This is a genomic window from Gemella sp. 27098_8_149 (genome assembly GCF_041433745.1).
In the GTDB taxonomy this organism is placed as follows: Bacteria; Bacillota; Bacilli; order Staphylococcales; family Gemellaceae; genus Gemella.
In genome coordinates this window covers 21396-36252 of the sequence record NZ_JAPWCB010000005.1, presented here as the reverse complement: position 1 = coordinate 36252, position 14857 = coordinate 21396, and the positions used below count along the sequence as shown (strand labels likewise).

11 protein-coding genes are annotated in these 14857 nt (G+C 31.5%); 10 read left to right on the top strand and 1 reads right to left on the bottom strand.

Translation table 11 applies throughout. From position 1 onward, the window contains the following. The first annotated feature begins 40 nt into the window (after nucleotides 1-40). The 6 genes from O3801_RS03670 (at nucleotide 41) to pyk (ending at nucleotide 7784) form a co-directional block, all read left to right on the top strand. The gene (locus O3801_RS03670) at nucleotides 41-454 is read left to right on the top strand and encodes a hypothetical protein (protein WP_294683180.1); all 414 of its coding nucleotides are present in this window, start codon (nucleotides 41-43) and stop codon (nucleotides 452-454) included. Between the two features lie 2 nt (nucleotides 455-456). Then, nucleotides 457-1185: a peroxide stress protein YaaA gene (gene yaaA, locus O3801_RS03665; protein WP_371454080.1), complete on the top strand. Its 729-nt coding sequence runs from the start codon at nucleotides 457-459 to the stop codon at nucleotides 1183-1185. 50 nt (nucleotides 1186-1235) lie between these two features. Further along, nucleotides 1236-1826, top strand: coding sequence for a flavin reductase family protein (locus O3801_RS03660; protein WP_371454079.1), 591 nt, complete (start codon nucleotides 1236-1238; stop codon nucleotides 1824-1826). A gap of 46 nt (nucleotides 1827-1872) precedes the next feature. Then, entirely contained in the window at nucleotides 1873-5142 is a 3270-nt protein-coding gene (locus O3801_RS03655) for a DNA polymerase III subunit alpha (protein WP_371454078.1), read from the top strand. A 130-nt stretch (nucleotides 5143-5272) separates the two neighbouring features. After that, the gene (pfkA, locus tag O3801_RS03650; RefSeq protein WP_294683184.1) at nucleotides 5273-6235 is read left to right on the top strand and encodes a 6-phosphofructokinase; all 963 of its coding nucleotides are present in this window, start codon (nucleotides 5273-5275) and stop codon (nucleotides 6233-6235) included. 109 nt (nucleotides 6236-6344) lie between these two features. Beyond that, the gene (gene pyk, locus O3801_RS03645; RefSeq protein ID WP_371454077.1) at nucleotides 6345-7784 is read left to right on the top strand and encodes a pyruvate kinase; all 1440 of its coding nucleotides are present in this window, start codon (nucleotides 6345-6347) and stop codon (nucleotides 7782-7784) included. Between the two features lie 914 nt (nucleotides 7785-8698). Here pyk and O3801_RS03640 read toward each other — a convergent pair. Then, nucleotides 8699-9697 (bottom strand): D-2-hydroxyacid dehydrogenase, encoded by a 999-nt coding sequence (locus tag O3801_RS03640; RefSeq protein WP_371454076.1) that lies wholly within the window; start codon nucleotides 9695-9697, stop codon nucleotides 8699-8701. A 539-nt stretch (nucleotides 9698-10236) separates the two neighbouring features. Here O3801_RS03640 and O3801_RS03635 point away from each other — a divergent pair. From O3801_RS03635 to O3801_RS03620, 4 genes are all read left to right on the top strand, one after another. Then, nucleotides 10237-10509 carry an autorepressor SdpR family transcription factor gene (locus O3801_RS03635; protein ID WP_294683187.1) on the top strand — a complete coding sequence of 91 codons (273 nt, stop codon included), beginning with the start codon at nucleotides 10237-10239 and terminating at the stop codon, nucleotides 10507-10509. After that, nucleotides 10496-11116 carry a DUF1648 domain-containing protein gene (locus tag O3801_RS03630; protein ID WP_294683188.1) on the top strand — a complete coding sequence of 207 codons (621 nt, stop codon included), beginning with the start codon at nucleotides 10496-10498 and terminating at the stop codon, nucleotides 11114-11116. The genes O3801_RS03635 and O3801_RS03630 overlap by 14 nt, the downstream gene beginning before the upstream one ends. 141 nt (nucleotides 11117-11257) lie before the next feature. After that, the gene (locus O3801_RS03625; RefSeq protein ID WP_371454075.1) at nucleotides 11258-13579 is read left to right on the top strand and encodes an ABC transporter ATP-binding protein/permease; all 2322 of its coding nucleotides are present in this window, start codon (nucleotides 11258-11260) and stop codon (nucleotides 13577-13579) included. A 214-nt stretch (nucleotides 13580-13793) separates the two neighbouring features. After that, on the top strand, nucleotides 13794-14831 hold the full coding sequence (locus tag O3801_RS03620) for a YdcF family protein (protein ID WP_371454074.1): 1038 nt from the start codon (nucleotides 13794-13796) through the stop codon (nucleotides 14829-14831). Nucleotides 14832-14857 lie beyond the last annotated feature (26 nt).

Here is a 14857-nt window from a genome sequence, read left to right as displayed (position 1 = left end):
AAGTTTTAAAAAATTTATTGTAAATATAGGAGAAAATTAAATGAAAACATTACACCAATCTTTAACAGCATTATTAGCAAAATTAGAAGAGAAAGACGTACTAAAAAAAGAAAATATTAACACAGAAGACCTTAAAGCTGAGGAACTTGCAAAACACATTCGTGATCGCTTTGCTAAAGAGCACGCAGACTTAGAAATTCGCAGACTTTTAGAAACAGTTCACTATGCTAACACTTATGAAGATAAAGTACTTAAAGAAACAGCATTTTTAGTAGATGAAATCAGTGAATATATGTTCAAACTAGAGATTGCTAACCGTGATTTCGTAGTAGGGTACTTTAACACATTAATTATCGATCCAGCTATAGAAGCAACAGAGTACAACTTTGTACTAATGGAAGTAGAAAGTTTAATCGAAAATAGCTTCTTAGAGTTACCAGAAGAAGAGGAATAATAATGAAAATCTTAATACCAACAGCCAAAGAATTAAATAAGAAAGCTATTCCAAATGATACAGTATGTCTAAGTGACAAAAGTACTGAAATAGTAAGCCAAATAGCTAAATTAAGTATAGAAGACTTGGCGAAAGCCTACAAAATCAAAGAAGAAAAGGCTGTGGAAGAATTTTCTCGTTGGGAAAAAATAAATAACAAAACAGCAAAAAGTTTTGAGGCGTTAGAGCTATTTAATGGTCTAATGTATAGAAATATAGCTCGTGCTGATTTTGATGAGACGGATAAAAAATATATAAAAGAAAATGTATTTATTACAACATCTTTATATGGCGTAATAGGTGCTTACGATTTAATCCAAGAGCATAGATTAGACTTTTTACAAAATATAAAAATCGCAAATCAGTCATTGAAAAATTTCTGGCGTGAAGATTATGATAAGAGTATTAAGGATGAAGAATTAATCGTGTCATTACTTTCTAGTGAATTTGAAGAGGTATTTTCAAAAGAACAGAGGGATAGGTTTACTAGAATTAGCTTTATGGAAGAAAAAGAAGGAGTGTTAAAAGTCCACTCTACAATATCGAAAAAAGCTAGAGGTAAGTTCTTAACTGAGCTTGTAAAAAATAAAGTTTCTTCGGTAGACGAAATGAAACAGATCAAATTTGATGGTTTTGAATATAACGAAAAAAATTCAGATGAAAAGACATTGGCTTTTATAGCGAAAAGATAAAATAGGGAAGGTTAAATATAAAAGGAAAATAAGAAAAAGGACAGAAGAAGATGAAATTAGAAACTAAAACCAGTAAGTTATATTACGGATTTCCTGTAATATTAATAGGTTATAAGGATAAAAAATGGAAGTACAATGTGACAGCGTGTAGTTCATCATATTCATTAGGTGATATGATTACAGTTGGCCTTACAACAGATAGTAATGCGGTAGATAATATTAAAGAATATGGAGAGTTCACTGTTAACGTACCGTGTCAACAAATACTTAGTAAGGTTGAGATTGCTGGTTTCCATTCAGGTCAGAATAAAATTGGTATGGCTGATATGACATATGATCCAGCAAAATATATTGATGCTCCGATTATGGATGAATGTATATTGTCACTTGAGTGTAAAGTTGAAAATATCTCAGAGTATGGGAAATATACAAATTTTGTAGCATCTATAAAACGTAGAGTAGTGTGTGAAAATCTTTTAGATGAAGATGGAAATATGAAATATACGCAGTTTAATCCAATTTACTTTATGGGTGATGATAACAAGAGAGTATATCGTTATTTCAATGAAGCGAGCAAAAACCATGGAGAAAATATGGGTTGTTCTTCAGATGAGGATGAATATAATCCACTTTGCGGATAATATCTTATAGATGGTATAAAAATAACGAAGAAAGGAGGATATTAGTATGTATTACAATATGCAAGTACATAGTGCATATGACTTATTGAATAGTACAATTAAGTACGAGAGTCTATTTTCAAAACTGGTGAAAGATAATCAAAATTCAGTTGTTATAGTAGATCCAAATATGTACGGTGCTATTAAAGCGTATAAAGCTTCTAAAAAAGCAGGAGTAAACTTAATTCAAGGTCTAGAAGTTAACTTAGGATACGGTATAGGGCTTTTAAAATTCAATTTACTTTGTAAGACGGAGAAGATGTTTTATAAATTATTAGAGATTTCAACGAAGTTTATGAACGGAGAAGAGTGGACTGTTGAAGATTTTTCTAATGACATGATCGATTATAGAGAAGACTTTGTCTTGATTGTTGTTGATGAACTTAGGGATAGCATGGAATTTTCTTATTTAAAAAATTTACTAAGTAAGTATGATTTTTATTTCGGTTTTAATGAGAGTTTCCAGGTTAGTATCTATAGTGATTACGATAATATTGTCTACACAAGGTCAAGTTATTATTTAAATAAAGAGCACTACCAGCAAGTCATTGTTAGCCGTGCTATTCGCGATAACAAAAAACTTAATATACAGGAACTTACGACTATCTCAGGAGAAGACTTTGTCAGAGAACAAAAGGATTTTGAAGAGATTTTAGCTCTTGGTGATGAAGAATTACACATTATTTTTGAAAAGTCATTTGCCAATCAAAAATTAATAATAGATAGCTGTAAATATGAATTGAATTTTTCGGGATATCATTTGCCTAAGTATATCTACGGAGAAAAAGAAGAGATATTCGAAAAGTTATCTTCTAAAGAGTACTTGTATTACTTAGTTCAAAAAGGTGTTAAGGAAAAGTTAGTAGGCAAAGATGTATATCAGTATCAAAAACGTTATGGCTATGAGCTGAAGATTATTGATGAAATGGGCTTCAACGACTATTTCTTAATAGTACATGACTTTGTAAAATACGCCAAAGATAATGGGATTTTAGTAGGAGCAGGACGTGGTAGTGCCGCTGGGAGTTTAGTATGTTATTTACTAGATATAACAGAAGCGGATCCGTTGGAATATAATCTACTGTTTGAAAGATTTTTAAATAAAGAACGTATATCTATGCCGGATATAGATATAGACTTCCAAGATACTAGACGTGATGAAGTTATAAAATATGTAGAAGAAAAGTATGGCTCGGATAAAGTCGCACAGATTATTACTTTTACAACATTCCAATCGAAAAGTGCTGCTAGAGAAGCGGCAAGAATACTACAATTCGATGAGCAGACATTGAAATTTATTAGTAGTAATATTAGTTCTACTAGAACTTTAAAAGAGTGCTATGAAATTTCAGAAGCTCTTAGAAGTTTTATTAATCAGAGTAATATTAATAAACGTTGGTTCAGTATAGCGCTGAGTTTAGAGAATTTACCGAAGAATCCATCTGTTCACGCAGCTGGGATAGTAATAAGTGATGATAAGCCACTCGTTAATTATGCTCCACTTGCTGAATCGAATATGACGAAGTACTTAACACAGTGGACGATGGACGACGTAGAGAGTGTAGGTTTATTAAAAATAGATTTTTTAGGTATTAGATATCTAACTATGGTATCAAGTATTGTTGAAGAAATTAGAAAAGAGAACCCGACATTTGATATAACAAAAATAAACTATCAAGATCCGAAGGTCTATGAACTATTTGCAAAAGGTAAGACAGAAGGTATCTTCCAGTTTGAATCAAGTGGGATGAAAGAGAAGCTAAATCTATTAAAACCTACTGAATTCAACGATATTGTTGCGATGAATGCTCTTTATAGACCGGGGCCAATGGCTCAGATAGAGGTCTATGTACGTAGAAAAAATAAAGAAGAGCAAGTAGTATACCCACACCCTCATTTAGAAAAAATATTAAAAGATACTTATGGGGTAATAGTCTACCAAGAGCAAATTATGCTAATTGCGGTGAACTTTGCTCATATGAGTCTTAATGAAGCGGATAATATGAGAAGAGCGGTAAGTAAGAAGAAAAAAGAAGACCTTGAATATTATGGGCGAATCTTCATAGAAAAAAGTGTTGCTGCTGGTTATGACATAAAAGTCGCCGAGAAACTGTTTGATCTTATCGTTACCTTTGCGAATTATGGTTTTAATAAGAGTCATGCTGTTGTTTATAGTATGTTAGCTTATCGCTTAGCGTATTTAAAAGTTTACTATACTAAGTATTTTATGACAGCCTTATTAAATAACGTAATAAGCAGTGAGAAGAAGATTAATGAGTATAAACAAGAGCTTATGAATCTAGGAATTAATCTTGTAAAACCTGATGTTAATAGAAGTTTATCAAACTTTAGAGTATTCAAAAATGATATAGTATTTGCATTAACCGCGATAAAAAATGTTGGTTATAGAAGTGGTTATGAGATAGTTCAAGACAGAATCAATTTCGGACCGTATTTAGATATCGATGATTTTTTAAAACGAATGAATAAGAAGGTTGACCATCAGGCCGCAATTTCATTAGTTAAAGCAGGAGCTTTAGATACTTTTGGTTATAATCGAGCTACTTTGATGAAAAAGGTAAATGACTATTATTCAGATAATAGACAGTTTATAAACAATGTACGTGTTGCGTTGTCTGCTGAGAGTGGCCTAACATTAAAGGTAGAAGAGGTAGAAGATTATTCAATCACAGAAAGAATCCAAATGGAAAAAGAAGTTACTGGGACATATTTCTTAAAACATCCAGTCCAAGTAGAAAAAGAGAAATACTCGTATTTACCATTGCAGTATGTCGGTGGAGAAGTGAGTGATAGTTATGTGGAGATAATCACTAGAAAAGAAATTCGAACAAAGAATGGTGATTCTATGGCATTTCTGACCGTTAATGATGGGAAAAATGATTATGATGTCACTGTTTTTCCAAGTGTATTTAAGTATGCTAATGTATTTATAAAAGTAGGTGGTTTTGCTGTTATGACCTTGAAAAAACAACTTCGTAATGGCAGAGAGCAATATATCTTAGAAAAAATCGCTAGTTTAAGAAATTATAGAGAGTACTGCTTAAGTAATATAAAAATTATTTATACAATCATTGATGAAGAGATATTAGAACTTTTAAGAAAATATCAAATCGATAATGGAGAAGCTAAAGTAATAGCTTTACTTGATAATGATTCTACAAAAGGAAAAACAATAACAATCAATAACGAACAAGAATTTGTTCAGAAATTTTTGGAAGAATTCCCTGGAAAACGCATAAAAATCTCATATAAATAAAAAAACAAAAATAATCGAACAAAAACAAAACAAAATTCTGTTTTTACTAGAAAAAATCCTAGAAATATGATATTGTTGATAGGTAAATTTAAAAATAATTAATAATAAATTATGAGGAAGGTAAGACTACATGAAAAAAATCGCAGTTTTAACTAGTGGTGGAGATGCACCGGGAATGAACGCAGCTGTGCGTGCTGTTGTAAGAACAGCAATCTACAATGGATTAGAAGTTTATGGAGTATATCAAGGTTACAAAGGATTAGTAGAAAACAACATTAAAAAACTTGAAGTTGGGGATGTTGGTAACATCATTAACCGTGGTGGAACAATGCTATACTCAGCTCGTCTACCAGAATTCGCTAACCCAGAAGTTAGAAAAGGTGCTATTAAAAACTTAGAAGCTCTAGGAATTGACGGACTAGTAGTAATCGGTGGAGATGGTTCATACCGTGGAGCTATGGCTTTAAGTAATGAAATGAACATTAAAACTATCGGTGTACCAGGAACAATCGATAACGATATCTGCTGTACTGACTTCACAATTGGATTCGATACTGCACTTAACACTATCGTAGACGCAATTGACAAAGTTCGTGATACTGCATCAAGTCACGAGCGTGCATTTATTATCGAAGTTATGGGACGTAACGCAGGAGACTTAGCATTATTTGCTGGTATTGCTGGAGGAAGTGAAAGTCTTCTAATCCCTGAGAAAAAAGAAGATATCGAAGAAGTAGTTGCTCGTATTAAAGCAGGGGAAGATCGTGGTAAAAAACACTCAATCATCGTTCTAGCAGAAGGTGTTATGGGTGGACAAGAATTAGCTAAAGAATTAAAAGAACGTACTGGAGAAGAAGTAAGAGCTACTATTCTAGGACACATCCAACGTGGTGGAACTCCATCAGCTCAAGACAGAGTATTAGCTTCAAGATTAGGTAACTATGCTGTTCAATTATTATTAGCTGGTAAATCAGGGCGTGCTGTAGGTATCCAAAATAATAAACTTGTAAGTACTAAATTTGAAGATGTATTTGGTGATGTTCACAATGTAGATTTAAATATCTATGAAGTGTCTAAACAACTTTCAATCTAGCCTTGAAAAACGTTTTCATTCTTAAAAACAACTATTTTTTAGGAAAGTATTTGAAAATTTATTGGAAATAAGTTAAAATAATAAAAGATTAAAAATTAAGAGGTATATTATGATACAGAAAAAAACAAAAATTATTTGTACTATTGGACCTAAGTCTGAAGCTAAAGAAACATTAACTCAAATGGTAGAGTTAGGGATGAACGTTTGTCGTCTTAACTTCTCACACGGTGACTACGCAGAGCACGGTGCAAGAATTCAAACAATCAAAGAAGTTAGAGAAGCTACAGGAACTAATTTAGCTATCCTTTTAGATACTAAAGGTCCTGAAATTAGAACTCACAACATGGAAAATGATGCAATCATGTTAGAAACTGGAAAAGACGTTATCGTTTCTATGACAGAAGTTCTTGGAACAACAGAAAAATTCTCAATCACTTATGGTGAACTAGTACACGACGTTAAAGCTGGAGATACAATCTTACTTGACGACGGATTAATCGGATTAACTGTAAACAAAGTTGATGCTGAAGGTGGATTAATCTACACTACTATTCAAAACGGTGGAGTACTTAAAAACAAAAAAGGAGTTAACGTACCAGGTGTATCTACAAAATTACCAGGTATTACTCCAAAAGATGAAGAGGATATTCGTTTCGGATGTAAACAAGATATCGACTTCGTTGCTGCTTCATTCGTTCGTACAAAAGAAAACGTACTAGAAGTTAGACGTATTCTTAAAGAAGAAGGATGTGAACACGTTCAAATCATCCCTAAAATCGAATGTCAAGAAGCTATCGATAACATCGATGAAATTATCTCAGTATCTGATGGTATTATGATCGCTCGTGGAGACCTTGGGGTTGAAGTACCAGCTGAAGAAGTACCAATTATGCAAAAAGATATCATTGCTAAATGTAACGAAGCTGGTAAATTCGTAATTACAGCTACTCAAATGTTAGACTCAATGCAAAAAAATCCACGTCCAACACGTGCCGAAGTATCTGACGTAGCTAACGCAATTTACGATGGAACAGATGCAATCATGTTATCAGGAGAATCTGCAGCGGGTGCTTACCCAATCGAATCAGTTCGTACTATGGCTACAATTGCTAAACGTACTGAAGAAATGCAAGATTACTCTCGTATCTTAAAAGAACGTTCTAAGAAAGTTGTATCTAAAGATATTACAAACGCAATTGGGGTATCTGTAGGATACACAGCTCTAAACTTAGACTTACACACAATCGTAACTTACACTGAATTAGGAAAAACAGCTAGATTAATTTCTAAATACCGTCCAAACGCGTCTATTTTAGCTGTAACTCCAAGTGCTAAAGTTGCTCGTGGATTAAGCTTAGTATGGGGAGTTGATGCTCAAATCTCAGAACAAGCTAAATCTACAGATGAAATGTTAGTAACAGCAGCGAAAATTGCTAAATCTTCAGGATATGCTAAAGTTGGAGATGCTATCGTAATTACTGGTGGTATCAACACTTCAGTAAGTAACGCTGGAACTACAAACTTCTTAAAAGTTTCTGTAATCGACTAATATAAAATTAAAGAAGAAGTAGGAGGAAATCCTATTTCTTCTTTTTATATATATTTCTTTGTAATTTCAAAAATATAAGAAAATATAAAGTAAAAACAAAAAGTGGCCCGTAATGGACCGCTTTTCGTTATATGAACACAAAATAAAATTTAGGGTAAATTGTTATTTTGTAGTATTGATCGGAATTTCTTCCGACATTAAATTAAAAGTTTATTGTTAAATAAATTTAACAATCAAAAGGAAATATATGACTATAGTATTATAGTCGTTAAAATGGAAGCTGAAAGAGTCTTCCGCAGTTTTAAGAACAACCAAATTGATTGTATGAGATATATAGATATATCTCCATTACCTATTAACTCATGTAATAATACCACATATTGTTTGGGAAAATGGTTAACTCTTGAAATATTGGTTAATTTATTTAATTTGAATTATTCCCACAATATAGATACTTCAGTAATAATTAATATCAAATGCAACAAATAGTATAATTGAAAAGAAATTAAATAATATTAATTATACCAAAATATTTTAATGATAAAATTATCTTATTAACTGTTTATATTTTTATTTTATCATATTGTAAGCGTTCGTCAAGGATGTAAATATTAAGTTGAAATAATATATTCTTATTCTTTTATATGTATATACATTTTAAAAAGCTGAAATTTAAAGAATAAATAAAAATATGTAGTATATGCAAACTAACAAATAATGGTATTTACAAAATAATAAAATTATAAAATTTATAAGTTGGAATATGATAAAAAATAAGGAAGAGGAGAGACTAGAAGCATAAATTTAAGAACTCAGTTTCTGGTCTCTCCTCGTATAGAGAGTGGTATGTTTAAATATTACAAAATCAATTTAGATTCGTGTTATAGGATCTGCAGTGATTTTTAATTTCTATATTATCTATTAACAATATTAGGAGAATCTCCAGTAGTTATTACTTCTACTGCAGCATTTAAAGCTCCTTCTACAAGGTTTTTAACTGCTGTTTCAGTGTAGAAGGCAGTGTGTGGTGTGTAGACGATATTATCTCTGTCAATTAATTCCTGCATTAATTTGTCGTCAAACTTTTTATTAGAGAAGTCTTTTGGAACATAATTTCCTTCATTTTCGTATACATCAAGACTAGCTCCTAATAATTTTCCGCTGTCTAAAGCACGAATAACAGCTTTAGTATCAACTAGAATACCACGAGCAGCGTTAGCGAAGATAGATCCATCTTTCATTTTACTAAAGAATTCGTCATTTACCATATGTGTGTATTCTTTTGTAGCTGGAACGTGAAGTGTCACAACGTCAGATTGAGCTAATAATTCATCGATAGTATCAACATACGTTAATACTTCACGAGCTGCATCAGAAGGGTATAAGTCATAACCAATAACTTTACAACCTAATCCTTTGAATAAAGTTGCTGCTTGACGTCCAATGTTCCCTGTTCCAAGGACACCTACAGTAAGAGTTTGTAGCTCTCTAGAAATAATATTTTTATTCCATGTGAAATCATGTTTTTCAACGTTATTTAAAATTTTTCTAATATTTCTGCTTATGTATAAAACAGTTGTCACAACGTGCTCTGCAATTGCATTAGGTGAGTATCGTGGAACGTTTGTCATACTAATTCCTAACTCACGCATGTATTTAATATCGTAAATATCAAATCCAGCCATTCTGTTTGCGATAACTTTTACACCTTGCTCTTTAGCGTAATCATAAACTTCTTTTGCGAATGGTCTATTTTGGAACATTACTGCCCCTTGTTTTCCTTCTAATAGGTGTTTTGTTTCTGCTTGAAGCTCCCCTTCGTGTAGATCAACTTCCACCTCTGGATGTTCTTTTAACCATGCGTCAACAAATGGTCTTTCATCTTCTCTCAAGTTAAATAGTGCTAATTTCATAATAAATCTCCTTTTAATTTTTTTATATTTTAGCTGAATATTAGATTAGAATATTGTATTAAATTAAAAATTAAGAGTATCTAGTATTTAGCTAAAATATAAAGTTAAGGGAAATATACAGCTCAAAAAAGATAACGTTTACATTTTTTATTTTAACAGAATAGCAAATTTTGTCAACAGCAATAGAAATATGATACAGAAAATATATTAAATAATAATAATCATCTGTTTAAAACTAGATAGTCAAAATAATATGAAAATATTGAATGAAAAGTTGATTGATAAAGATTGTAGTTTTGAAAAAGAACATTAAATTAATAATTATAGAAATAAATATTATTATATTTATTAAAAATACGATTATAAAAATATTTTAATTTGTAGTACAGTTAACAGGGTGTGTTAAACAAATTATAATAACTATTTAGAAATTTTTCTAAATAGTTATTGACTTAAATATAAAGTAGAGTTATAATCTATTTAGAAAGATATCTAAATAGAATTGCAATTCAAATCTTTAAAGGGGTGATAAAAATGGGATGAGTGAAACTTTAAAAGCGATATCTGATCCAGTAAGAAGAAATATACTAGAAATGTTGAAAGAAGATAAGAAAAGCGCTGGAGAATTAGCTTCGGAATTTAATCTATCTGGTGCTACTGTATCGTATCATCTAACACAATTAAAAAAAGCAGGTTTAATATTAGAATCTAGACATAAGAATTTCATATACTATGAATTAAACTCCAGTGTATTCGAGGAAGTTCTGGTTTGGATCTATGGTTTAGGAGGAAAAGACAATGAGAGTAGATAAAAAAAGTTTGTTTCTAAGTGTTGCTATTTGTTTATTGCCGATATTAATAGGAGTTTATTATTATGATGCATTACCTGAACAAATAGCTGTGCACTTCAATGTTAGCGGAGAGCCGGATAATTTTGTAAGTAGAACTCGTGCGATTATCGAACTTCCTATATTCTTTGCTATAGTTCAGGTCATAATTTCGCTAGTAGTTGATTTTGATAAAACTCCGAAAAAAGGTGCGCTAATAGCTAAGGGAATTATACCTTTGATAAGTGTTCTAGTTCAAGGTGGCATAGTAGCATATGCTTTAGATAATAATTTCAATGTACCACAATTAACAGTGTTTGTTATCGGAATAGTGCTTATTATACTTGGTAACTATCTTCCTAAAAAAGAGTTTTGGGGAAAATACAATTTTAATCTTTTTGGTTTAGAAAAAGGTGTTAATGAACAAAAAGTAGTTAGAGCTTACGCGTTGTATATGACTTTTAGTGGAGTTGTTATATTCATCAGTGGATTCTTTAGTTCAACAGTAGCGCTAGTTTTAATAGTTGTTATTGCGATTTTCTCTACAGTTTTACCTTTTTACTTGGTTAATAAATATAAAAGTAGTAATTAAATAAATGTTATAGCATACACGTATCCTTAGAAGAGAGTATTCTTTTAATAGGGATATGTTGTATGCTATAATTACATACACGAGAAGTTTTATGTAAAGAAAAGTTTAAGTTTGTCTAATAATAAATTAGGAGGACATAGAGTGTTAGAACTTAAAAATATAGTTAAGAAGTATAATACTGGTGGTAGTGAAGTAGAAGTACTAAAATCTGTAAATATTCATTTTAGAGAAAATGAATTTGTTTCGATTTTAGGTGCTAGTGGAAGTGGAAAAACGACGCTATTAAACATTATAGGTGGTTTGGATAAATACACATCGGGTGATATGGCTCTTATGGGACGCTCTACTAAGGAATTTAAAGATAGAGATTGGGATAGTTATAGAAATGGTACTATAGGTTTTGTCTTTCAAAGTTATAATTTAATCTCTCACTTAAGTGTTATTGAAAATGTAAAATTAGCTTTATCTATCTCAGGTCATTCGAATGCAGAAAATGATGAGAAAGCGAAAAAAGTACTGGAAGATGTTGGATTAGCGGAGCATCTTTATAAAAAACCTAATCAGCTTTCTGGTGGTCAGATGCAAAGGGTTGCGATTGCTCGTGCATTAGTAACTGATCCAAAGATTATTCTTGCTGATGAGCCTACAGGAGCGCTAGACAGTAAGACTAGTGTTCAGATTATGGAACTTATTAAAGAAATTAGTAAGACGAAGTTAGTTATAATGGTAACGCACAATCCAGAACTTGCAAAAGAGTACAGTGATAGAATAGTACGAGTTAAAGATGGTGAGATTCAAGAAGATACAAATCCTTATGTAGCTAAAGAGGTTACTGATGATGGCTTTGTTTTGAAAAAAACAGCCATGGTATTTAGTAGTGCGATTAAATCTAGTTTTAAAAATCTTCTTACGAAAAAATTCCGTACGCTTATGACTGTTGTTGCAAGTAGTATAGGGATTATTAGTATAGGTTTAGTATTAGCTATTTCATCGGGAATGGATAAGTATATTCAAACGATGCAAAATGAAAATTTATCATCAATGCCAATTATGATAAGTGCGAATCAGATAAACTTTGGTCTTAGTGTTGATGATGACAATTCAGAAAAAGACTCTAATGGCTCAGAATTGGTACCAAAATCGCGTCGAGATGTACATAGAAATTTATACTCAGTTGATTCATTAGGGAATGGAGAAACATTTATAAACTATATTCAAAATAACGCTAAGGATTATTACTCTGCGATTGATTTTGCAGAAGGTTATAAATTACAAGCACTAACTAAAAATGCAAAAGGCGAAGTAGTTGCTGTAAAACAAGAACAAACTTCATTTAATGATAGTATTTTTGGAGTGTTACCAGAAGATAAGAACCTAATTATGAATCAATATGAAGTGGTGAAATCATCTAAAGATAGTTTTGAATATCCTAGCAATAATGAAGTTGTGTTATTTACTGCTAAGAATAACGAAATTGACAAAGCTACGATAAAGGCATTAGGCTTTGATGAAAATGCGAAAGTTAAGTATGAAGATGTTATCGGAAAAGAGTTCAGTGTTGTAGAAAATAACAACTATTACAGAAAAATAGCAGATAGATTCGTGCCACGTGATGTGGATGCTAAGATGTATGATTCTGGAACTAAGGTTAAGGTAGTGGCTATTTTAAAAGCTAAAGATAGTTTTACTAGACCACAGATGACGATTGGTTACACAAGGGCTTTACAAAAAGCGATGATTGAAAAAGAAGCGAAGTCGGATATCGTAGTAGCTCAACAAAAAGACAAAACTAGAAATATTATAACTAATCAGAAGATGGATAGTGACACTGCGGAACAAATTCTTGCAACGTTAGGAGCAAAAACTGCTCCGAGTGCAATTAATATTTATCCAAAATCTTTCAATGATCGTGATAAAATAGCGGAAGTTATTAATGATTTTAACAAGAAAGTAGCGGATAAATATGGTCCGAATAGCTCAGATTATCACAAGTATAGTATCACATATGCAGATTTAGCTAAGCAAATGACGACGATTATGTCGCAGATGATTAATACAATTTCATTAATATTATCAGCTTTTGCGGGAATTTCGCTAATCGTATCATCTATTATGATCGGGATATTAACATATGTATCTGTAGTAGAAAGAACGAAGGAAATTGGTATTTTACGTGCGATTGGTGCTCGTAAAAAAGATATTACAAGAATCTTTATCGCAGAGGCAGGATTAATTGGATTTATTTCTGGTGCTGTAGGTGTAGGGGTGACTATGCTTTTATCTGTTCCAATAAGTGGAAGTATTGCTAAGGCGCTAAAAGTGGAAGCATTTACTGCATCGCTAAATGCTCAATCATCAATTGGACTAATATTGCTTAGTTTAATACTGACGCTTATTGCTAGTATTATTCCATCGAGAATAGCTGCGAAGAAAGATCCGGTAGAAGCGTTGAGAACTGAATAAAAAATAATATGAGGAATAGCAGATTGTGTATTAATCGGGAAGTTGTGAAAAAATGTAACTTTTGGTTATTATAATGAATCTAATATTCCTCGTTTTTATATTTAATGTGAAGGTAACTTCGAGAGGAAGATATAGGTTATTCTTAGGTATGATTGACACGTATACTAATTTTGCAATATAATTTATAATATACATATGCAAGAAGGAGGTTTTTATGGTAATAGGTTCTTTTATAAGTTTTACAGTATTTCTGTTGCTGTTTTTATTTGTTTTGTATTTCGATAGAAGAAATCTATTTTTAGGAATATTTTTTATAGCGACAGGTTTAAGTTTTATTTTTTATGTAATGACTCTTATTACTAATAATGCAACAGATAATAACTTTGTTTATAATTTAGGTGTAGTATTACTTGTCATTGCAATTGTAATATTCACATTATTACCAATTGCAGTAGTAATAATGTTTTTATATAATTCATTTATGCTTATTAGAAGAGAAGGTTTAAGAGTAGGTAACTTACTGAGTTTAGCTACGTTTTTCTTGCTTGTAGGTTATATAGTTTATTGGCCACGTGTTGCTACTTATACACGTGACAATATTGCGTTAAATACACTTTATGTTTATGTTAGTTTAGTAGTTTTATATTTTCTATGTATAGCAATGTCTTACTTGGTATCAAGTGTTTTAAACTTCATTAATATCTTGCCGAGAAAGATTGATTATGTAGTAGTTTTAGGTGCAGGATTGATTGGTGAGAGAGTAACTCCACTTCTTGCTAGCAGAATTAGAAAAGGGATAAAAGTTTATAAAGCTAATCCTGGAAGTAAATTGATAATGTCAGGAGGTCAAGGTCCTGATGAAGTAGTACCTGAAGCATTCGCGATGAAAAATTATGCTCTCGAGCAGGGGGTTGATGAAAAAGATATAATCCTGGAAGATAAATCGACGCGTACTGAAGAAAATATTATTTTTTCAAAGAAATTTATTCCAGCTGATAAAAGTTTTGCTGTGGTGACGAATTATTATCACGTCTACCGAGCATTGGTTCAAGCAAGAACTCTAGGATTTAGATGTATTGGTTATGGGGCTCCGACAAAGTTCTATTTCAGTCTTAATGCATTTATTAGAGAATTTATAGGATATCTGTATTTCAAAAGAAAAATACACGCTATAGTCTTAGGTATCTTGACATTCTTCTTTATAGCAGCTGTTCTATTTGTGGAAATATATTATTGGATTAATTATAGGTAAGAAGCCAATATTTTTAATTTGATTAG

What these genes read in the sequence shown, in the direction of transcription:
- pfkA (WP_294683184.1), top strand. Translation starts at nt 5,273, where the DNA reads ATGAAAAAAATCGCAGTTTTAACTAGTGGTGGAGATGCACCGGGAATG.
- O3801_RS03630 (WP_294683188.1), top strand. Translation starts at nt 10,496, where the DNA reads ATGAGAGTAGATAAAAAAAGTTTGTTTCTAAGTGTTGCTATTTGTTTA.
- O3801_RS03620 (WP_371454074.1), top strand. Translation starts at nt 13,794, where the DNA reads ATGGTAATAGGTTCTTTTATAAGTTTTACAGTATTTCTGTTGCTGTTT.
- pyk (WP_371454077.1), top strand. Translation starts at nt 6,345, where the DNA reads ATGATACAGAAAAAAACAAAAATTATTTGTACTATTGGACCTAAGTCT.
- O3801_RS03660 (WP_371454079.1), top strand. Translation starts at nt 1,236, where the DNA reads ATGAAATTAGAAACTAAAACCAGTAAGTTATATTACGGATTTCCTGTA.
- yaaA (WP_371454080.1), top strand. Translation starts at nt 457, where the DNA reads ATGAAAATCTTAATACCAACAGCCAAAGAATTAAATAAGAAAGCTATT.
- O3801_RS03655 (WP_371454078.1), top strand. Translation starts at nt 1,873, where the DNA reads ATGTATTACAATATGCAAGTACATAGTGCATATGACTTATTGAATAGT.
- O3801_RS03670 (WP_294683180.1), top strand. Translation starts at nt 41, where the DNA reads ATGAAAACATTACACCAATCTTTAACAGCATTATTAGCAAAATTAGAA.
- O3801_RS03635 (WP_294683187.1), top strand. Translation starts at nt 10,237, where the DNA reads ATGAGTGAAACTTTAAAAGCGATATCTGATCCAGTAAGAAGAAATATA.
- O3801_RS03640 (WP_371454076.1), bottom strand. Translation starts at nt 9,697, where the DNA reads ATGAAATTAGCACTATTTAACTTGAGAGAAGATGAAAGACCATTTGTT.